Source organism: Asticcacaulis aquihabitans (assembly GCF_032490435.1).
In the GTDB taxonomy this organism is placed as follows: domain Bacteria; phylum Pseudomonadota; class Alphaproteobacteria; order Caulobacterales; family Caulobacteraceae; genus Asticcacaulis.
On record NZ_JAVGWM010000006.1, the window covers coordinates 187,260 to 206,504 of the forward strand.

Sequence of the window (19,245 nt, forward strand, 5' to 3'; positions counted from 1 at the left end):
TTCAATGATCGATCACATGGGCATCCTGGTTTCCAACCGCGAGCACAGCAAATCCTTCTACACGGCGGCCTTCGCCCCACTGGGCTATACGCTCGTCATGGATGGCCCGTGGGGCAGTGGCTATGGCGTCAATAAGCCCGATGTCTGGCTGACCGACGGCAAGCCGACCGACCACATCCATTTGGCGCTGAAGGCGCCAAACCGCGCGGCCGTCGACGCCTTTTACGCCGCCGCCATGGCCGCAGGCGGACGCGACAACGGCCCGCCGGGGATTCGGGCGCATTACCATCCCAACTATTACGGCGCCTTCGTCCTGGATCCGGACGGCCACAATATCGAAGCCGTCTGCCACGCACCCGAAGGCGCCTGATGGCAGATGTCGGCGGGGCGATCTGGGTCACGGTTTGCCTGGCGACGATCACGACGCTATGCCTGCTGATCATCGCCACGCCGCTCGCCTGGTGGCTGTCGCGCGGCCGCAGTCTGGTCAAGGACATCATCACGGCCATTGTCGCTTTGCCTATCGTTTTGCCGCCGACCGTGCTTGGGTTTTACCTGCTTGTCGCCATGGGGCCGCAAAGCCCTCTAATGACTCTGTTGCACCCCTTCGGTATCCGCACCCTCAATTTCAGCTTCGTTGGTCTGGTGATCGGCTCGATCGTCTATTCCCTGCCCTTCGCCGTCCAGCCGATCCGCAACGCTTTTGAGCATCTGGGACGGCGTCCCTTCGACGTGGCCGCGACCCTGCGCGCCTCGCCCCTCGACACCTTTTTCTCGGTGGCTCTGCCTATGGCCAGAAAGGGGTTCCTGACGGCCGCTCTGCTCGTTTTCGCCCATACGGTGGGGGAATTCGGCGTCGTTCTGATGATCGGCGGCGCCATTCCGGGCAAGACAGAGGTTGTATCGATCCGCATCTGGCAGATGGTTGAGCAACTCGACTGGCCCAATGCCCATCGCCTGGCAGGCGGGCTGATGGTCTTCGCCTTTACCGTCCTGTTGAGCCTGCTGATCATCGATCGGCGCCTCGGGAACCCGCGACATGACTGATGCCGTGATCGACATCGCCCTGAATGGCCACGCCGGCGGCTTCGACTTGAACGCCGCCTTTATCGTACCGGCGCAGGGCGTCACCGCCATATGGGGGGCATCCGGCGCGGGCAAGACCACCTTGCTGCGCGCCATCGCCGGTCTGACGCGACTGACCGGGCACGTTCGGATCGGTGAACAGGTCTGGCAGGACGACAGGGAGTTCGTTCCGGTGCACCGCCGCCGCGTCGGTTATGTCTTCCAGGAGGCGTCCCTGTTGCCGCATCTCACGGTTCGCGGCAATCTCGATTTCGCACAGAAACGCAACGGCGGCCATGCGGTGGAGACCGACCGCCTGATCGACCGGCTAAAGCTCGCACCGCTGCTTGCGCGCAAGGTCGACACACTGTCGGGCGGTGAACGCCAACGGGTCGCCCTGGCCCGCACCTTGTTTTCGGCTCCCGAAATCCTCCTGATGGACGAACCTCTGTCGAGTCTGGACGGAGAGGCCAAGGCCGAGATCGTGCCGATGATCGCCGCGCTGTCGCGCGACGCCGCCCTGCCCATACTATATGTCAGTCATGACGCCTATGAGGTGGAACGTCTGGCCGACCGCGTACTGCGCTTGGCGAAGGGACGGATCATCGACACGCCGGACGCAGCCTTTTCCACACAACTGGACGCCCTCAGCCCGGCACAGGTGCGGGCCCTGGCCGAAGCCGCCCTCAAGGCCGGTATCAGGGTTTAGCCGTCACGCGCCAGATACGGTTGCCCGCATCGTCGGAGACGTAAAGCGCCCCTTCCGGACCGACCGCGACAGCGACCGGACGACCGGAAACCTTCTTATCGTCGATGATGAAGCCGGTAAGAAAGTCTTCATAGTCACCGGTCGGCTGGCCGTTCTGGAACCGGACCAGGACCACCTTCGAACCGGTGCGTTGCGCGCGGTTCCATGAGCCATGCAGTGCGACGAACGCGATGCCATCATAGGACGAAGGGAAAGGGGCCGCCGCACCGGCGGGCGCCTTATAGAAGGTGAAGCCGAGCGGAGCGGAATGCGACCCGAAGAGCACATCCGGCACGGCGATCTTGCCCTTCAGGTCAGGACGCATGCCGGCCTGGCGCGGGTCTTCGTTGTCACCGAGGTAATACCAAGGCCAGCCGAAGAACTGCCCCTGATCGACCTGGGTGAAATAGTCCGGCACCAACTCATCGCCCAGGGTGTCGCGTTCATTTGTCGTGCAATAGACCTCATTCGTGCCAGGGCGGACGACCAGTCCCACGCAATTGCGGATGCCGGTGGCATATACCTGGCGGTCGCTGCCGTCCGGCCTGAAGCGCAACACCAGGGCGCGTCCCAGCTCCCCACCCCAGCTTTCGCCCACCGCGTGGCTGGTCACGAAACCTTCCGGTGGCTTGCCCATGCCTTCGGCGACATTCGAGGCGGAGCCGACGCTGACATACATATATTGGCCGTCCGGTGAAAACGCGATGTCGCGGCTGGAATGGCCGCCAGTGGTCGCCAATTTCGGCACAACGGTTTCCACCTTGCCGCCCGTCATGGCCACCCGTACGACCGCCCCCGGCGTTCCGATGTAGACATAGTTGTCGTGGAAGGCGATGCCGAACGGGTCATCCAATCCTTCGGCCACGGTTTCGCGCACGCGACTCAGCACGCCGTTTTTGTTACGGTAGACGCTGAGGCGACCGGCACCCGCCTCGGTGAAATAGAGATCGCCATTGGGCGCCGTTCGCATATTGCGCGGCCGTTCCAACCCGGTCTGAAAGACTGAGACGGTAAAGCCCGCCGGAACCTTCGGCAGAAAATCATCGGCCGGCGCGACATATTTCGGCCCATTGCCGGCGGATTCGCTGGCGAACGGCTTAGGCAGGTCCGCCACGGTGACACGGTGGACGACACCCGGCGCATCCTGGCGCCAGTCGCGTGCGTCCGTGCCCGTCGCCGCGGCCTTGGCTGCAGTGGCCGGTCCGTCACCGGTCAGGGACGACAGATAGGCGATCAGGGTCCGGCGCTCGGTGGCATCCTCGACGCTCACCGGCATGGCGGTTCCCGGCATGGCCTTTTGCGGATCGGCCAGATAGGCGTCCAGATTGGTATCCGACCACGTCTCCCCGCGCGCATGCGCCGCCTTTAACGCCTCGGTATAATCGAAGCCCTCGACCGACCCGACTTTTCGCCCGACAACGCCGAACAGGGCGGGCCCTTGAAAGGCCGCCTTCGCCGGACTGGCGTCATGGCACAGGGAGCAATTGGCGGCAAACACCTGCTTGCCAGCGGCGATGTCCGCCGGGGATGCCGCCTGGGAGCAGGCGGGCAAGGTGCTGGCCAACAGCAGGAACAGACCGCCGAACAAGCGGCGCATTACAGCCCCAGCAGAGGGGCCGGATCGGGACAGATTCGTTTCCATTGGTCGCGCTCGCTCTTTTTGAATACCCCGGGATAATCCCCTCGCCTGCCCTGCATATCCAGAATGATCTGAAAATGCAGGTGTGGCGGCCAGTCGCCGTTGACCTCAGCTGCGCCAAGGCGGGCGATGTTTTGTCCTACCATCACATCTTGCCCATCCGCTACGCCGTCCAGGCTGTCACGGCTGAGGTGGCCATAGAGGGTGTAAAAAGTCAGTTCGGATGTGACGGCGTGTTCCAGAATGAGGGTTGGCCCATAATCCTTTGGATTGGCATTGTCCTGGAAGCTGTGCACGCGTCCGGCCAGCGGCGCAAACACCGGCGTACCGGCAGCCTCGAAGATATCTATGCCCAGATGTATGGTCCGCGCCTCTCCCGCGCCGGCATCGAATACCGGTCCGGAATAAATGGCCCGCTCCTCGTCATAGCCGCCGACAAGCAGACCCGGCGCCAGAACGGCATCGCCGGGCAAACCGTTTTGCAGCCCCAAAGCGCGCGCGCCGGCATAGTCGAGCCAAATGGGCGTGTAGCCGGCGTGCACCCCCGACATGATTTCAGCGCGGGGCGGCGCAGTGGCCAGCCAGTCGATAAAGCGGTCGTACGTCATCCGAGCGACCTTAGCCCGGACTTGCCGGCCCGGCAATCACGCTGTACGAGACGGACATGTCCATTACCAAAACCTATGACGGCGATGAGCCGATGCGCGTCAACAAATGGCTGGCGCAGAGCGGTGTCTGTTCACGGCGTGAAGCCGACGACCTGATCGAACAGGGCCTGGTGCGTATTGACGGCGAAACGGTCACCAGCGCCGGACACAAGATCACGTCCGGTCAGGTACTGACGCTCGACCAGGGCGGCGCGGAAGCGCTCGATGCCCGCATGACAATTGTCTACCATAAGCCCGTCGGCATTGTATCCGGCCAACCCGAGCCCGGCGAAACACCCGCCGTGCGCATGATCCGGCGCGCCAACGTCTTCGGTCCGGCTAACGTCTATCCCGACTTTACAACCAAGCTGGCGCCCGTGGGACGTCTCGATAAGGATTCGCGCGGCCTGCTCATCCTGTCCGACGATGGTGTGCTGGCCAAGGCGATCATCGGTCCGGAGAGCAATCTCGAAAAGGAATACCGTGTTCAGGTGCGTGGCCCCATCTTCGAGGAAAAGCTGAAGTGGCTGCGCCATGGCCTGGAACTGGATGGCCGCCAGCTCAAACCTGCCAAGGTGATCCAAACCGGAGACCAGTCGCTCACCTTTATCCTGAAGGAAGGCCGCAACCGCCAGATTCGCCGCATGTGCGACATGTGCGAACTGCGGGTTATCGATCTATACCGCGTTCGTATCGGACCATTGCGGATCGGCGACCTGCCGGAGGGGCAATGGCGCTATCTCACGCCCGACGAACGCGCCGCGATCATTCGGGGCTAGAGAATCATGCCAAAAAGTGGACGCCACTTTTTGGAAAAAAATGATGCAAAATCAGATACCTAGAGCAAAATAATGATTCGATTTAAAATTATTTCGCTCTAGGCGCCACAAATCGGAACGTCACCGATATACGCCTCTGTCGGACCATGATCAGGCCGCCGACGCGATCGGATTTACGTCCGACAATGCCGTGCATCCATTTGTCCCGCGCCTCGCCGCTCATAATCAACAGGCTGCGCGGATAGAGATATTGTGTGCGGGCATCGTGGCCCAGGCGGGTGAATTCCATCATAATCGGCGCGCCCAGGCTAACAATCGCTACCGACCGGATACGATCGACGTCGCGGTCCTTATGCGCCCCGATGCCCTGGCCGGGATGATATTCGTTGATGAGCGCGCGCTCCGGCACGCCGGCAAAGATCGCGTCTCTATGCAAGCGCTCGGCCAGCCAGCGCATCCAATTTGGCATGGGCTGCGGGCGGTATTCCTGCGGCGAGCCGTAAGCCGTGTCATCCGGTGCCCAACCATACCATTGGCGACGGCGCAGCAATTCCATCGACCAGGGCTGACGGTCGATGTGCGCGATTAGCGCCGCTTCTTCCTCCGCGGAAATATAGCCATCACGGTAGGCGAGGCCCGGAAGCGGCGCCTCTTCAAACAGGGACAAGGGGGACTGTGCGGCCATTCTGCGCTCTCAAATTGGAACAAAAAGAGAACATATGCGGCCACCAAAATCAACCGTACGGACAGACTAAAAGGTGGAAAAAGATTAGGCCTCTGAGGGTCTGGTGCGGCCAGCCGGGGTCGAACCGGCATAGGATTGCTCCTGGCAGATTTTAAGTCAGATATAATAGCTGATTTTATTCAAGAAAATTGATATTTGTGCTAAACAATGTGCTAAATTGATTTAATCTTATGCACGCCAAACGCCTTTTTTCTTAGGCCTTTTAGGAAAGCATTGGTTTGGTTAAAATGTCTCACTGCTCGTGATGGATAAATTGGCACTTTATCCATCACGACACGATCGGCGCTAATAGAAGTCCTCCTCGTATTCATAAGAGGCGAGCCTCCGCTTAGGTTTTCGCAAGCGCCGCAGCACTTCTTCAGGATCGGAAGGAAGCGGGTCTATCGACCAAAGATATTCCTCAGCCCACGCTCCCCATTTCGCGGCGCGCCTCATCAGCCGCGCATCCCCCGCTACCGTCTCTTTAAAAGCCGCAAGAAAGCCCCGAATGCGCTGGGCCTGATGCCAGCCATCCGCTACGGCGCACAAGCGCTCCCATCGCTGGTCTTGCAAATAGGCCTTATGTTCGCGCCTTTCTTTTTCTGCCGTGCGGATGCTGGCTATATGGGCTTGCTCATTTCTTTTTGCCGTCGCCTTCGCGGCCACCGCCGAGACGACTTCCATGGCGATAATGATCTCGCCAAGCTGGTCTTCCAATGCGCGCCCGCGCTCGTCCTCCCAGGTCAATTTGGAAATACCGTAGTCAGCAACGATGCCCAACTTAAGGCTACCTGATGGCACCTTTCGTTGTTCCCAACCCTTGCCACCTACCCAAAATGGCTCCGCCTTCAATTCGGACTTCGTAAAATAATGGCGCTGGTTATGGTCAGGTTCGTATAGATAATAGCGAATCCGCTCGCCGCCGATACGGAACCATGGCTGCGAGTTTCCCGGCCTGTGATCGTCGCCGGACTGATGCCCGCGCTCCGCCATGGCATCGACCAAAGCATTTTCTATCGCCCGCGCCCGCGCCGCCATCTTGGGAGTGGCATACGGCATTATGCCGCCTTCGGGCCAGATTTGTTTGTTCTGGTGCTTGATGTCAGCGACTTCCATCACTGGCTTTACTTCAATCTTGGGAACGTCATCACCGAGTTGCGCGATGGTTTTCCTGACCAGAACAGCCGGTGACGGTGCTTGATGGGTGAAGGCGATAGGCGAAGAACCAGACAATCCAGACGGCAACGGCATCCGATCTGGCGATAACCCGCGAAGGATGGTTGCCCAATATTTTCGGTCGGGCCGTGGGATTTGATGCGTATCGCATAACTGGATGAGCGCAATGCGGCTGGTGCCAAGTTCACCGATCAACTTGTTCATCGGTGTTGACCAGAGGCGCTCGTACAACTGTTCGCGGGTTAGCGTGGTGGTCGGGTCGGTGATCATGGCTCCTCCAGATGGTGAAGGCCATAGCAATAGGTGGTGACCTACCTTGAGAAAAGGGTTGCCATAGCAACCGTTGGCTCCCGCCGAGGGTGGGGGTAGCAACCGCCAGGGCAGCCCATGGCGAGGGGCATCACCCGGTCTGCACGCAGCAAAGCGGAGGAAGGCCGGGGATACGTCATGGGCTGTTCATCGCAGACCCTTGCGGGCGCGGGGGCAAGGCCCCTAGCGATGGGAGCACCTCAGCCAATGAAAATTCGCAACGTGATTGAAGTCGAATGGAGATGCCTGGGAGCGGAAAGCGTCTAAAACCGTAGGGCACAGCCAAATTTAAGTTGCACACAGAACGGGGCACTGCCACCATTCCGTGAATCGGGGCAAAAAATAATGAGACTGATACAGGCTAAAATCAGCAATTTCAGATCGGTGAAAAACATTACGGTTGAATTCGCAGCCCATACGGCTTTCGTTGGTGGAAATGGTGCTGGAAAATCAAGCATTTTAAGAGCTATAGACAAATTCTATAGCACCACGAAAACCCTAGAAGTAGATGACTATTATGGTCGAGACACTACGCAACCGGTCGAAATAGAGCTTACCTTCAGCAGCCTTACCCCCGAGGAGACGGCGGCGTTTGAAAGTCGTGTGCGTGACGGCAGATTGACGGTGACGAGAGTGTTTGACGGGTCGGCGTCCAGCGGACGCTATCACGGTGCAATCCTGCAGGACCCGACATTCCGTCCAATCCGGGAGGCCGTTGCCTTCAATGCCAAACGGGACCTCTATAACGCGTTGCGTGAAGGTGGCGGTGCATTTGGTGACCTTCCAGGTATTCGAAGCGCGGCGAATTTGGACGAAGCTCTTGCCGACTATGAAGCGCATCATCCAGAGGACCTAGTGCTCATGAGGGATGACGGGCAATTTTTTGGATTTCAGAACGCAAGCCGAGGCGCTCTCCAGCGATACACCTATTTTGTATTTGTACCCGCCGTGCGGGATGCTGCACTTGATGCGGCGGATAGCAAATCCAGCGCCATACAGCAGTTGCTTGAAATAGTGGTCCGTAGCGCCATCTTGCAACGGCCCGATCTCTTGGCCTTTCGCGCGGAGATGAACACAAGATACCAAGAACTCACTGCGCCTGAAAATATGCCTGAGTTAAGCCAGCTTGGCGAACACCTAACCGCTGACCTAAAGCAACTCTATGAAAACGCGGAAGTCGGTCTTGCTTGGCGCGCGTTAGCCGAAATGCCCATTCCGCTTCCAGCGGCAGATGTGTCGCTAACACATGACGGATTTGGTGGACCAGTAGACCGGCAAGGACACGGATTACAGCGGGCGTTTATCTTTACGCTGCTCCAGCACTTGGCGCGAAATACACGCCCGCCACAAGTCTCATTAGACGGGGCTGCCGGTGAATCGGCAGTACCTCCGGTCGTCCCAGCGGCACCCAGCTTGATTTTGGCGGTCGAAGAGCCCGAACTGTATCAGCATCCTACTAAGCAGCGTCATCTTGCATCTGTCCTCAGGAAGCTTAGCGCGGGTACTTTGCCCGGTGCCGGTGGGCCAACTCAAATCCTCTTTGCAAGCCACTCACCGCTATTTGTGTCGATGCCGCATGTTGATGAAATACGATTTACCCGCCGTGTCGATTGTGATGACGGTGAATTCAGGATGTGTGAGGTTAAGGCGTTGGACCTTTCCGCCGTCGCCAGTCAATTGGAGACTGCTGCTGGTAAGGAAGCTGGGACCTTCACTGCGGACAGTCTGAAGGCTCGCCTCCATATTTTGGGACCTGAGCTCTCAGAGGGCTTTTTCGCCGACGCCGTGGTGTTGGTCGAAGGCAGGAGTGATAAGGCCGCGCTAGTAGCTGCCGCAGATAGGTTGGGCGTTAATTTTGAAGCGGCGGGGATTGCTGTCCTTTCCGCAGAAGGAAAGACTTGCATTGATCGTCCGCTGCTAATTTTCCGCGAAATTGGCATCCCTACTTATCCCATCTGGGACTGTGATATTGGCACGAGAGACTATAAGCCGGAACAAAACCTCCTTTTGATTCGTGCCGCCGCACCCGACGAGGAAAATCCGGAAATACCCGTGGAAACACATGTCGCCGACGGATACGCGTGCTTTCGAGTAAAGTTGGAGGAGACACTTAAAAGCGAAATCACCCCTGCGATTTATGAAGCATGCCTGGATAGTGTCAGCGAAGAATTTGGTGCTGGGCGCGGAGACGCGCAAAAGAATCCAGAGATTATGAAAATTCTTCTGGCCCGTGCCGATGAACAAGGAGGGGTTAGCCAAACGCTTGAACGGATCGTCCGGCAGATATGGCAGACCCTAAGAAACGAGGAATTGCCTCAGACGTAGGTAGATATTTCATTCACTTTCGATTGGTAGACATCCTATGGCGAGCGAGATTACTCAGCCTTCACCCTTGCGGGCGCGTGGGGCACGGCCCCAACATCATTTTTCAGCTCCGTCTTTGAGCCGCCTTTTGGGATAAATATTAGGGTCAGTTTACGCAACCTTTAAGCGTGACCTGTGGAATTTCTTGCGGACTATCATTCGACCGCCTAACGTAAATTCTGGTGACGGCCGATTTATATATCGTGAATATCAATGTCAAAAGGAAGAGCGAATGCCAACCCATGCCGTGTTTAGACAGGTCGGATATATTCAGCAGTCGTTGTCACAAAACAAAAAGCAAATTGGCTTTTTTATTGGCGCTGGCTGCCCTCTTTCTATTCGGGTGTCGCATACAGACGGCGAAGGTAACGTTACTGACGGACCTTTAATTCCAGATGTTGCAGGCCTTACCAAATGCATTCACGAACAACTCTATAGCGTAGACGATGCGAAGCCAAGCACATGGGACAAGATCATTTCCATGATCGCCGAAGATGGCGGTAGCACATCTAATATCGAACATATTCTTACCCAGGTGCGCCTTTTGGGAAGTGTTGCGGGTAAGGGCGAAGCCCGTGGCCTGAAACTTGAGGAATTGACGGCATTGGACGAGGAGATCTGCAAAATTATATCGAAAGAAGTAGATAAGCCGCTGCCAGATCAAGATTCGCCCTATCATAATTTGGCAATATGGACGCGCAGCATAAAGCGCGATCAGCCGGTCCACATATTCACAACGAATTACGACCTACTAATTGAGCAAGCATTTGAAGAGAGCGCCGCCCCTTATTTCGATGGTTTCATTGGTGCGAGAAAGGCATTTTTTGATTTAGGCGCCGTTGAAGACGAGGAACTTTTGCCTGCCCGGTGGTCGCGCCTATGGAAAGTACACGGTTCGCTCAACTGGCGCTTGGTGAATGGGAAGGATGTAATCCGCTCTGATATTCAGGATGACACTCATTGCCACTTAATTTATCCGTCGCATTTAAAGTATGATCAGAGCCGCAAGATGCCTTACTTGGCCATGCTTGATCGCCTCAAAGAGTTTTTGTTGAAGCCATCTGCCGTACTATTTATGTCAGGATATTCATTTGGCGACGAGCATATCAACGACATTATTTGTCGGACTTTGGAAACAAATCCTACAGCCCAAGTATTCTCGTTTTTGTTTGGTTCCCTCAGTGCCGATCCATATAAAAATGCCAAAAGTTGCGCCATGCGGACGCCTAACCTGAGCATTTTGGCCTTTGATCGCGCGATAATAGGCAGGACAGAAGGCGAGTGGGAAATGTCCGAAGATCCTTTCAAACTACCGGCAGGAATTGTCGTTAGCCCTGTGGGCGAGGCAATATGTGAACTCAAACTGGGCGACTTTTTGCAGTTCGGAAATCTTCTCAGGAATCTGACGTTGGGAACCGAAGACAATGGTAATTAACGTCGGAAATACTGCCACTATCTTAGGAACGGTCCAGGACGTAAGTGGCACTTCTGTCAGCGTAACATTACTGGGAAATCAATTTTCCGGCTTAAGTTTTGTAAATGGCCAAGGCTATCGGATAGGGCAAATAGGTAGCTTCGTAAAAATTCCCATTGGTTACATCGACCTTTTTGGCATTGTCTCACAGGTTGGAGCAAGTGCAGTTCCAGAAAATCTGGCTGACAAAATGCCAAACGGACATCGTTGGATTAAGATACAGCTCATTGGTGAAGGCTACCGAACTGGACGTTTCCAGCGGGGAATTTCACAGTATCCGACAATTGAAGACGAAGTACATTTAGTATCAGAAAGCGACCTGTCCCGCATATACGGAAAAAAGGACGAACAGCATCACTTGGTACGCATTGGGCATATCGCCGGCAGTGAATCTATTGACGCTCTAGTAGATATAAACAAACTTGTGACTAGGCACTCCGCCATTGTCGGCACAACGGGCTCCGGTAAATCGACAACAGTTGCTGGCCTGCTAAATGCTATTTCGGATTCCGATAGGTTTCCATCTGCACGGATCGTCGTGCTCGACATTCATGGCGAATACGGAAAAGCGCTTGGGGATCGCTCAACGGTTTACAAAATTAGCCCGGACACGAGAAATCCGAATGAAGTACCTCTCCAATTGCCTTTTTGGGCGATGAATTTTGACGAACTCATGAATGTTACATTTGGCGAGTTGCCCGGTGATGGCAAAGCCAGAAATATGATCTTAGAAAAAATCATTGCGCTTAAATTAGAGAGCCTAACGAAATACCCCAAAAAAGGAATAACACCCCAAAATCTTAGCGCCGATAGCCCGATCCCATTTTCTCTAAATCGACTATGGTACGAGCTTTATTGTTTGGAGTTTGGCACTTACTTCTCCGACGCGGGCAAAACGCCGGTTCCGCAAAATTGGGCTTACGAGAAGGATGCGGCTGGCGCGGATATCGTCGGCGACATGGATTTAGGTATTCCTCCCAAATTTCGTAAGGTCAAGAATGTTCAGGGCGACGCCGAAAAAATAAATTGGCTCCCAGACGGCTTTAACATTCGCGCTCCGCTCGACAGCCTTGGCGCGAAGTTGCGCATCTCTCGATTTGATTTTCTACTCAAACCCGGAAATTGGCAGCCAAAGCCAGATGGTGAAGTCATTGGAGATTTGCCTGAGTTAATGAGCGGGTGGATTGGTAGCGATAAACCAATCACAATCCTTGATCTGTCAGGCGTACCACCCACAATTATGAACGATATAATTGGGATTCTACTCCGAATTCTCTACGATGCACTTTTTTGGGCGCGCAATCTTTCGCAGGGTGGCAGGGAGCGACCGCTCTTAGTGGTTATGGAAGAGGCACATACATACCTAAACGACAACTTCCACGGAAGAGCGTCATCGATTGTACAGCGAATTGTGAAAGAGGGCCGCAAATATGGCATTGGCGCAATGATCGTTAGCCAGCGGCCAGCGGAAATTAATTCTACGATTTTGTCGCAATGCGGAACATTCTTTGCTCTAAGATTAAGCAATGGAACCGATCGGTCACATATCACAAGCGCCTTGTCCGATAATCTTGAAGGGCTCACCAACATGCTACCTATCCTAAGGACGGGAGAAGCAATCGTGCTTGGTGAAGCTGTCGGGTTGCCAATGCGGACAATGATCCAAGCGCCTCCCAAAGAACGACGACCTGACAGCCAAGACCCGGTTGTATGCGATGACTTGGCTCCCGACTTATCGACGACGCCTGGCGGCTGGAATATTCCGATGGAAGCAAAGCCTAATTATGAAGAGTTTAGCCTAGTGTGGAGACAGCAAAACCCACGGTTACCCGAGAAAGAATAGAGGAACGAGAAATGGCATGGCACATATACGCACAGTTTGATTCGTCAAACATCGCGGCAATCAAGTATGAGGACAGTCTGCAAATTCTGGAAGTGACATTTAAGAATGGTGGCGTCTACCAGTATTATGACGTACCTGCACAGGTTAGTAAGGACTTTGAGAACGCACCTTCTAAAGGCGTATTTCTAGCAGGCTCCATCAAAGGTCACTATCGCTACAGTAAGGTGTAATTCATGCCAATAGTCTCGCTTAACCAACAGTCCAAAAGAGTTGAAATTGGTGGGTTTGAGGTAGAAAACCCCCTTCTTTTTACTTATTTTGATAAGTTACCTGCGAGTGAACGAGACGAAAAACTCCATCGAGCGCTTTACATAGGCGCGCTAGCCTTAATGGAGGATCGTATTTCTGCGTTCCTTTCAAAGACGGCGAACGAACTAGGCACAGAGCTTGAGAGCCTCAAAATCATATTCGATATGAAGAAGGAGTTATTCTACAAATCCGCCATCAAGGGCATCTTGGCGGAGGAGGACATTGCAGAATATTTGGCCGAATTTCTTTCGGCACAGCGCCTTACTGACAAGATAAAATTGACAGGCAATTCTGCGGGTTCACTCGCAAAGAATAAAACTGGCGATATTATCGCTTATGTAGACGGCAAAGAAGATTTGAAAATTGTGGTCGAATGCAAATTCGATAAGGGCATTCGCCTTGGCGACATTCAGTCCAAAGACATTTTCACAAAAAAAAGCGATACTGCTTGGAGCCAGCTTATCGAAGCTCAGGCTAATCGAGATGCGAAAGTTGGGGTTATCGTATTTGACGTATCCGTCGTGGACAGCACGATCTTGAATACTGTTCAAGATGTCCGTTATATCCCCGCCGTCGGGTTTGTGGCAATTATCGACTCAAGCAAGGGTGACTATAAGAATCTTTCCATTGCCTACATGCTAGCGCGAGACATCGCGGTCAATGCAAAATCAATGGCGTTTGACAAAGACGTACTTTCAATAATTGTGAATAGAATTCTCAAAGATATCAATGAGACTCTAAACATCCGGAGCCTCGTATATTCCAACATAGAAACGTCAAAGAAAATTTTGTCTCAGTTGGACAAGAGTCTTCTGCTTATGGAATTTAACCAGAAATACCTCGCCAAATTCCTTATAGATGGCCAATTTTCAAAGGAAGACCTGCTCAACTTTTATTCCGGCGACGAAATTAAGGATCGCTTCAAAATTGTCGAGACGGAGATAAAAGCACTTTAGTCGGCCATGCGGCGCGGGGATACAATGCAACCAGAGTGCTACTGTCGTGAACCGGTGAACTCAATCCGCGCCTAAATCGTGTCTACCATTGCGGAAAATCTGCACGTTCGTACTTACTGAATATCGCTCAGGCCTATAACCGGAATCGGCTCCATCGGGATATTCAAATGGTAGCGGGTGGATTTGCGCTCCCCCGTCCGTACCAGCGCCCCCATATCGGCAAGGCCATTCAGGTCACGGGTGGCGGTCGCTGGCGGGGTGTCCGTAATGCTCATATATTTGGCGGCGCTGAGGCCGCCGGTAAATCCGTCCAGACCGGCAGCGAACAGGCGTAGAAGCGCCTTCTCTTGGCGGGGATTAAGTTGGCCGCGCAAGCTGTCGATCAGGCGGGATTTGTTCAGGATGAACTCGACCTGGGCGAGGGTGTATTTTTGGGCCTCGACTGCCTTGGTGGCGAACCATAACAACCAGTCGGTGATTTCCAGGCCGTGGCTGCCATCCTCAAGTGCCTGATAATAAACCTTACGGTATTTCAGGAGGGTGCCGGACATGCCAGTGATGATCGGGGCGGATAGCCCCTGCGCCAGAACCTTTTCGATGATGGCGCGACCGACGCGGCCATTGCCATCCTCGAAGGGGTGGATGCTCTCGAACCACAGATGCGCGATGCCGGCGCGCGTGACCGGGGGCAGCGGAGTGCCGCCACCTGGGCCGCTCTGTTCCAGCCAACTCATGAAACGCGCCATTTCGCTGCCGACCTGTTTAGACGGCGGCGCTTCAAAATGCACCTTGGGTTCATAGATGGCCCCGGAGATAATCTGCATGGGGTCGTCATGCGTGCGGTAGCGCCCCACATCTTTGATGTCGGTGCGGCCATTCATGAGAAGACGGTGCCAGTTCATCAGAACCGGCTCTTCCAGCGGCCCCGGTAGGTGCTGGTACAGATCGACCATCATTTCCGCGATACCGGCTTCAGCAGGGTTGCTACGGCGGTGATCTGTCGCCATGCCCAGATGTCTGCGGATGGAGGATTGCACGCTGTCGCGGTCAAGGCGTTCGCCTTCGATGGCCGAAGTATCGACCGCCTCATGGCTCATGATTTCAATACTCAGGCCCTGCCGTTCGGTCTCGTCCAGATGCTTTGACGCACCGATGACGATGCCTGCACCCTCTCCGAACAGGGCCTCTGCCTTGGCCAGTTTACGCTCATCCCAGCGAAAATTCGGCCAGTCTTTCTCTTCCCAATTCCACGACATGATGAATACCGGCTCCATTTATCAATCAAAATATAGCCAATAATGATTGATAAAGATAGCGTTTATCCATCACATTGAACTTAGAGCAGCGCATGATCATGCGGCGCGGGGATGCAAGGGGTGCGCCGAACGCCCTTGGCTGGGTACGGGAGAGTTCCCGTACCGGCGCTGGGAGGGAACCTAAAGCGCCGGTTGAGATGGCCTGCATAACCCTCTGCTTATCTTAACTTTCAATGCCAAAAACTCTAACAACAGTTGTTAACTTGTGTTAACTTTCAACTGTTGATTGTAAAGAATAATGCACACGTCGCTTGCGATGTATAAGTGCACACATATGACCTTTCTTAACTTTTTTAGGTAGGAAGGAGTAAAGTTTTGGCCATCTATCATTTGCGGCTCAAAGTGCTGACGCGAGCACTTGGGCGTGCCGCCAGGCCGGGAGGCGCGACCCGCAATTCAGCGGTGGCAGGCGCGGCTTACCGTTCAGGTGAAAGACTCTATGACGAGTCACAAGGCAAGTGGTTTCAGTACCCCAACGATGTTTTCCATACGGAGATTCTCGCACCGGAGGGAGCGCCCGCATGGGTATTCGACAGACAAACACTGTGGAACGTAGTCGAGCAGTCGGAAAAGCGGGTTGATGCCCAGCTTTACCGGGAGATTGAGATTACCCTGCCGCGAGAACTGACGCAGGAACAACAGATCACACTGGTGCGCGAATTTGTGGGCGATCAATTCGTCAGCCTGGGCATGGTGGCGGATATTGGCTTGCACCGGCCTGATGCATCGGACGGCGAGGCCCAGCCCCATGCGCATGTGCTGTTGACGATGCGGCGGCTGGACAGCAGCCATCCTACTGGGTTCTCCCCGACCAAAGAGCGCGACTGGAACGAGCGCCCGGACATTGCGCGCATGGCGGCGGAGGCGCGCAAGCGTTTCAACGATACGGGACTTCCGGAAGACAAGGATGTGATGGAGGCCACCGAAGCCCTGCGCAATGTGAATGTGTGGCGGGCGCAATGGGCGGGCTATGCCAACCGCGCACTGGAGGCGGCGGGGACGGAAGCGCGGATTGACCATCGCACGTTGGAGAAGCAGGGCATCTTCCGCCTGCCGGAAATTGCCCTGGGCATCGCGCGCCATATCGAGAAGGCTTACGACTACCTCAAAGAGCGCATCACTCAATGGGTGGCGATCAAGAAGCGGGCCGAGCTTTACAAAGAGGTAGAGCATTATCGCCTGCGTGACCCGGTACAACTGGCAGAGTTTGTGCTGCGGCTGGCGGATATGGCCGAAGGGTTTGCGGCTTCCTTCCGGAAGCCCAATGCCCCTATTCCTGAGGTGCCCCATGAGCGATGATGTCGATGCCCTCTTTAGCGGCAGGATGCCACCGCGCCCCAGCTTTACGGAGCGGGTGACGCAGGCCGCGCCGAAGCCCGCCAATGAGGCGGCGACACCGGAGGATGAACCAAGCGGGCAACTCTACAAGCCCTATGGGTTCATGCCGTCGAACACGGTGGGTGAAATCTGCGAGGTGCGCACATGGGTGAACGGCACGGATGTGCCAGAAGGGCTTGTGTTCCAATACCGCTTCCTGATGCAGGTGGGGTTCGTGGGGGATGAAATGCTAAAGCTGATGTTACCGGATGCCATCGTGGTCATCGAAGGCAAGCGTTTGCTCGACCTGCGGCAAAAGCTATCGCGCCGCATGGCGACCTTCATTCAGCAATATAGCCCGCGCATCTGGCCGCAGCCGCCGGCACTGGAACCGATTGTGGAACGGATTGAGGTGGTGCGGCCGGAGGCGTTCAGGGCCATAAAAGGTTAGCCACCAAACAGACGTGTACAATATTCCGGTAGTGCGCGGTAGCTATCACTCACTGGTACTGAGCGTAGCGGGACATTCACACAGACACTGACAGGAAACTGCTTTTGGGGGATGGTGCGGGCGACATTTTGACGGATGCGCTTGGCCATCCGAAACAGGAGTACGCCTATGCCCAGCGCCGTACCTAGCCAGAATAGCCCTGCCGCAAGCTGTACGTTCGGGTGATGGCCGGCGGCGGAGGCCATGCAGGCGGCGATGATCCATGCGATGGAGCCGAGGACGTATCGCAGCCATTTCATGCGGGCGAATATCGGTGCCTTTGGCGGCTGGCCGTTCATGGCGTCCCATTCGCGTTTCCAGCGGGCGTAGGTGGCGAGCTGCTGCGCGGATTTGGCGCAGTAGCCCAAGGCGAACAGGCAGAGGATGGCCAGCCAGCCATTGGTTTGGCCGTTGAGGGCGGCGTAGCCGACAAGGAGGGTGGTGGCCAGCATGGCCAGCAGGCTGAGTGGGTTGCCGAAAAGGTAGGCCATGGGTGTCGGACGGGTCATTGCTGGAAATCCACATGCAGGTAGTTGCGATGGCTGTGCTGGAAGGTTTTGCCCGCCTGGAACCAAACGCCGGTAACGTGCCTGCCATTGGCAGGGCCGCCGGTGCGCAGGTGGCGGGCGAAATCGGCGGGCTCGATTTCGTAATCCATCGTTTCGGAATAACCGCCGGAATAGCTTTCGCTGCTATTCAGGCCGCGATTGCGGCCCCAGTTCTCACCGCTGCCGGCATTGCGGCCGGAACTGTAGGAGGCGGAGCTATTGCCCTTATTGTCCGTCGAGCCGCCGGTTGAGAAACTGGAACCGGCATTGCGGTTCTCCCCGGCGCTCATGCCGTGGGAATAGCCGTGGGACTGGCCCTCATTATAGGTGCCGCGCCGCTGGATGGAGCGGCCGATGGTGTCGGCGGCCCAGCGGTTGGTTTCCGGGTCGGCATTGTTGTGGAATACCTTGGTGACGAAGTTGGCCAGGAGCATGTCGGCTTTGTGCTTGGCGTTATCGCCGCCCATTTTGGCATAATAGGTCGGCAGGGATTGCGTAAGATACACTGTGCAGGCCTTGGCGGAGCGGCAGGTGGATTGGTAGTCGGTATCGAAGGCATTGACGAAATACTGGCTTTCGTCGGCCCAGAGGAAGACCGGGCGTTCGCGGTGTTGTGGGGCCAGGCCATTGCGTGACAGGACGGCGCGCTGCCACATGAACTTGAAAAGCTGCTGGGCGATGATGCCGTCTTCATTCCAAGTGAGCGCGCTCATATCCATAATGATAATCGCGCCGTGGAAGGTCATTTCCGGCACCAGCGTGGTTTCGGTGCAGAAGGCGTTATAGAGGCGGCCACGGTTGAAACGGTCGAGCGCCGTGGATAGCGAGATGGCAATATTCGAGCGGGTCTTGTTGTCGAGCTGGCCGAACTCGTCGCGCCAATAGGCACCGGCCTTGTCGAACTCGTCTTCCGGCAAGGCATGAACTGGCGCGGCGCGGGCCTGACGCAGCGCCTGGAACATGAAGGAGCCTGCCTGCCAATCCGCATCGCGGATCTGCGCGTGGCTGGTCGGCGCGGAAGCGACAAAGCGGATGATGTCGGGAATGCGCACGGTGCCGGTGGCGGCATAGAGGATGGGCAGGCAATTACGCAGTACCTGCCGGGTGGCATCTTCCCAGAAGGCTTCACCGCCGCGACCGGCGTTGGGGTTGGTATGGCGGGCGGCATCGAGGATGCGCATGAGGCATTCCACCACGCTGCCGAGGCCATCCGCTCCCTGACGGGCCAACTCGTAAGTGATGAAATTAAAACCGCCACCGCCCCGATCACCAAACAGGATGACGGAATTGGCGCGGCCATTATCGCGCGCGTATTTCAGCCAAAGCTCCACCTCATCGGGCTTGGCGGCCAGAACCAGCCCGCCAAACCCGGCGCGCAGGTAGGCCGAGGCCAGCGCTTTGCCGCTGCCGGAGGTTTTGCCGGAGCCGATGCCGCCGAAGACATGCACGCCCTGACAGGCATCGCGCAGGGTGAAATGATCCTGCGCATTGAGCCGCAGGAGCGGTGTGTCGAGATTACTGATGAAATCCCTCATCATGGC

At 55.9% G+C, this 19,245-nt stretch carries 18 protein-coding genes; 11 read left to right on the plus strand and 7 right to left on the minus strand.

The window, feature by feature from the left end:
- Nucleotides 1-4: 4 nt before the first annotated feature.
- From RCJ00_RS19915 to RCJ00_RS19925, 3 genes are read left to right on the plus strand one after another with little or no spacing between them, the layout of a single operon-like run.
- On the plus strand, nucleotides 5-370 hold the full coding sequence (locus RCJ00_RS19915; RefSeq protein ID WP_316224117.1) for a VOC family protein: 366 nt from the start codon (nucleotides 5-7) through the stop codon (nucleotides 368-370).
- On the plus strand, nucleotides 370-1,047 hold the full coding sequence (modB, locus tag RCJ00_RS19920) for a molybdate ABC transporter permease subunit (protein ID WP_316224119.1): 678 nt from the start codon (nucleotides 370-372) through the stop codon (nucleotides 1,045-1,047). The genes RCJ00_RS19915 and modB overlap by 1 nt, the downstream gene beginning before the upstream one ends.
- Nucleotides 1,040-1,774 carry an ATP-binding cassette domain-containing protein gene (locus RCJ00_RS19925; RefSeq protein ID WP_316224120.1) on the plus strand — a complete coding sequence of 245 codons (735 nt, stop codon included), beginning with the start codon at nucleotides 1,040-1,042 and terminating at the stop codon, nucleotides 1,772-1,774. Before modB ends, RCJ00_RS19925 begins: the two co-directional genes overlap by 8 nt.
- Here the strand turns inward: RCJ00_RS19925 and RCJ00_RS19930 are convergent.
- Both RCJ00_RS19930 and RCJ00_RS19935 read right to left on the minus strand, forming a co-directional pair.
- Nucleotides 1,764-3,410, minus strand: a complete 1,647-nt coding sequence (locus RCJ00_RS19930; RefSeq protein ID WP_316224121.1) for a PQQ-dependent sugar dehydrogenase — start codon at nucleotides 3,408-3,410, stop codon at nucleotides 1,764-1,766. The two genes, RCJ00_RS19925 and RCJ00_RS19930, sit on opposite strands and share 11 nt — an antisense overlap.
- Nucleotides 3,410-4,060 (minus strand): peptidoglycan DD-metalloendopeptidase family protein, encoded by a 651-nt coding sequence (locus tag RCJ00_RS19935; RefSeq protein WP_316224122.1) that lies wholly within the window; start codon nucleotides 4,058-4,060, stop codon nucleotides 3,410-3,412. Before RCJ00_RS19935 ends, RCJ00_RS19930 begins: the two co-directional genes overlap by 1 nt.
- Before the next feature lie 56 nt (nucleotides 4,061-4,116).
- Here RCJ00_RS19935 and RCJ00_RS19940 point away from each other — a divergent pair, with 56 nt between their 5' ends.
- Nucleotides 4,117-4,878, plus strand: a complete 762-nt coding sequence (locus RCJ00_RS19940; protein WP_316224123.1) for a pseudouridine synthase — start codon at nucleotides 4,117-4,119, stop codon at nucleotides 4,876-4,878.
- A gap of 88 nt (nucleotides 4,879-4,966) precedes the next feature.
- Here RCJ00_RS19940 and RCJ00_RS19945 read toward each other — a convergent pair whose 3' ends face one another.
- Nucleotides 4,967-5,563 (minus strand): alpha-ketoglutarate-dependent dioxygenase AlkB, encoded by a 597-nt coding sequence (locus RCJ00_RS19945; protein WP_316224125.1) that lies wholly within the window; start codon nucleotides 5,561-5,563, stop codon nucleotides 4,967-4,969.
- A 345-nt stretch (nucleotides 5,564-5,908) separates the two neighbouring features.
- Nucleotides 5,909-7,048 (minus strand): hypothetical protein, encoded by a 1,140-nt coding sequence (locus tag RCJ00_RS19950; protein ID WP_316224126.1) that lies wholly within the window; start codon nucleotides 7,046-7,048, stop codon nucleotides 5,909-5,911.
- Nucleotides 7,049-7,432: 384 nt separating this feature from the next.
- Here RCJ00_RS19950 and RCJ00_RS19955 point away from each other — a divergent pair, with 384 nt between their 5' ends.
- The 5 genes from RCJ00_RS19955 to RCJ00_RS19970 all read left to right on the plus strand — a co-directional run bounded on the left by RCJ00_RS19955 (nucleotide 7,433) and on the right by RCJ00_RS19970 (nucleotide 14,033).
- The gene (locus tag RCJ00_RS19955) at nucleotides 7,433-9,412 is read left to right on the plus strand and encodes an ATP-dependent nuclease (RefSeq protein ID WP_316224127.1); all 1,980 of its coding nucleotides are present in this window, start codon (nucleotides 7,433-7,435) and stop codon (nucleotides 9,410-9,412) included.
- Nucleotides 9,413-9,683: 271 nt separating this feature from the next.
- The gene (locus RCJ00_RS19960; protein ID WP_316224128.1) at nucleotides 9,684-10,886 is read left to right on the plus strand and encodes an SIR2 family NAD-dependent protein deacylase; all 1,203 of its coding nucleotides are present in this window, start codon (nucleotides 9,684-9,686) and stop codon (nucleotides 10,884-10,886) included.
- Nucleotides 10,876-12,768 carry an ATP-binding protein gene (locus RCJ00_RS19965; RefSeq protein ID WP_316224129.1) on the plus strand — a complete coding sequence of 631 codons (1,893 nt, stop codon included), beginning with the start codon at nucleotides 10,876-10,878 and terminating at the stop codon, nucleotides 12,766-12,768. The genes RCJ00_RS19960 and RCJ00_RS19965 overlap by 11 nt, the downstream gene beginning before the upstream one ends.
- Before the next feature lie 11 nt (nucleotides 12,769-12,779).
- On the plus strand, nucleotides 12,780-12,998 hold the full coding sequence (locus RCJ00_RS20680; protein ID WP_411267567.1) for a KTSC domain-containing protein: 219 nt from the start codon (nucleotides 12,780-12,782) through the stop codon (nucleotides 12,996-12,998).
- 3 nt (nucleotides 12,999-13,001) lie between these two features.
- Nucleotides 13,002-14,033 carry a hypothetical protein gene (locus tag RCJ00_RS19970; protein ID WP_316224130.1) on the plus strand — a complete coding sequence of 344 codons (1,032 nt, stop codon included), beginning with the start codon at nucleotides 13,002-13,004 and terminating at the stop codon, nucleotides 14,031-14,033.
- A 113-nt stretch (nucleotides 14,034-14,146) separates the two neighbouring features.
- Here the strand turns inward: RCJ00_RS19970 and RCJ00_RS19975 are convergent, their stop codons facing one another.
- Nucleotides 14,147-15,289: a Fic family protein gene (locus tag RCJ00_RS19975; protein ID WP_316224131.1), complete on the minus strand. Its 1,143-nt coding sequence runs from the start codon at nucleotides 15,287-15,289 to the stop codon at nucleotides 14,147-14,149.
- A 375-nt stretch (nucleotides 15,290-15,664) separates the two neighbouring features.
- Here RCJ00_RS19975 and mobQ point away from each other — a divergent pair, with 375 nt between their 5' ends.
- A complete protein-coding gene (mobQ, locus tag RCJ00_RS19980; RefSeq protein WP_316224132.1) occupies nucleotides 15,665-16,648 on the plus strand; it encodes a MobQ family relaxase in 984 nt (327 codons plus the stop codon).
- Nucleotides 16,638-17,117, plus strand: coding sequence for a hypothetical protein (locus tag RCJ00_RS19985; protein WP_316224133.1), 480 nt, complete (start codon nucleotides 16,638-16,640; stop codon nucleotides 17,115-17,117). Before mobQ ends, RCJ00_RS19985 begins: the two co-directional genes overlap by 11 nt.
- Here RCJ00_RS19985 and RCJ00_RS19990 read toward each other — a convergent pair.
- Both RCJ00_RS19990 and RCJ00_RS19995 read right to left on the minus strand, forming a co-directional pair.
- Nucleotides 17,114-17,665 (minus strand): hypothetical protein, encoded by a 552-nt coding sequence (locus RCJ00_RS19990; RefSeq protein ID WP_316224135.1) that lies wholly within the window; start codon nucleotides 17,663-17,665, stop codon nucleotides 17,114-17,116. The two genes, RCJ00_RS19985 and RCJ00_RS19990, sit on opposite strands and share 4 nt — an antisense overlap.
- Nucleotides 17,662-19,242, minus strand: coding sequence for a type IV secretory system conjugative DNA transfer family protein (locus RCJ00_RS19995; RefSeq protein ID WP_316224136.1), 1,581 nt, complete (start codon nucleotides 19,240-19,242; stop codon nucleotides 17,662-17,664). The genes RCJ00_RS19990 and RCJ00_RS19995 overlap by 4 nt, the downstream gene beginning before the upstream one ends.
- Nucleotides 19,243-19,245: the final 3 nt, after the last annotated feature.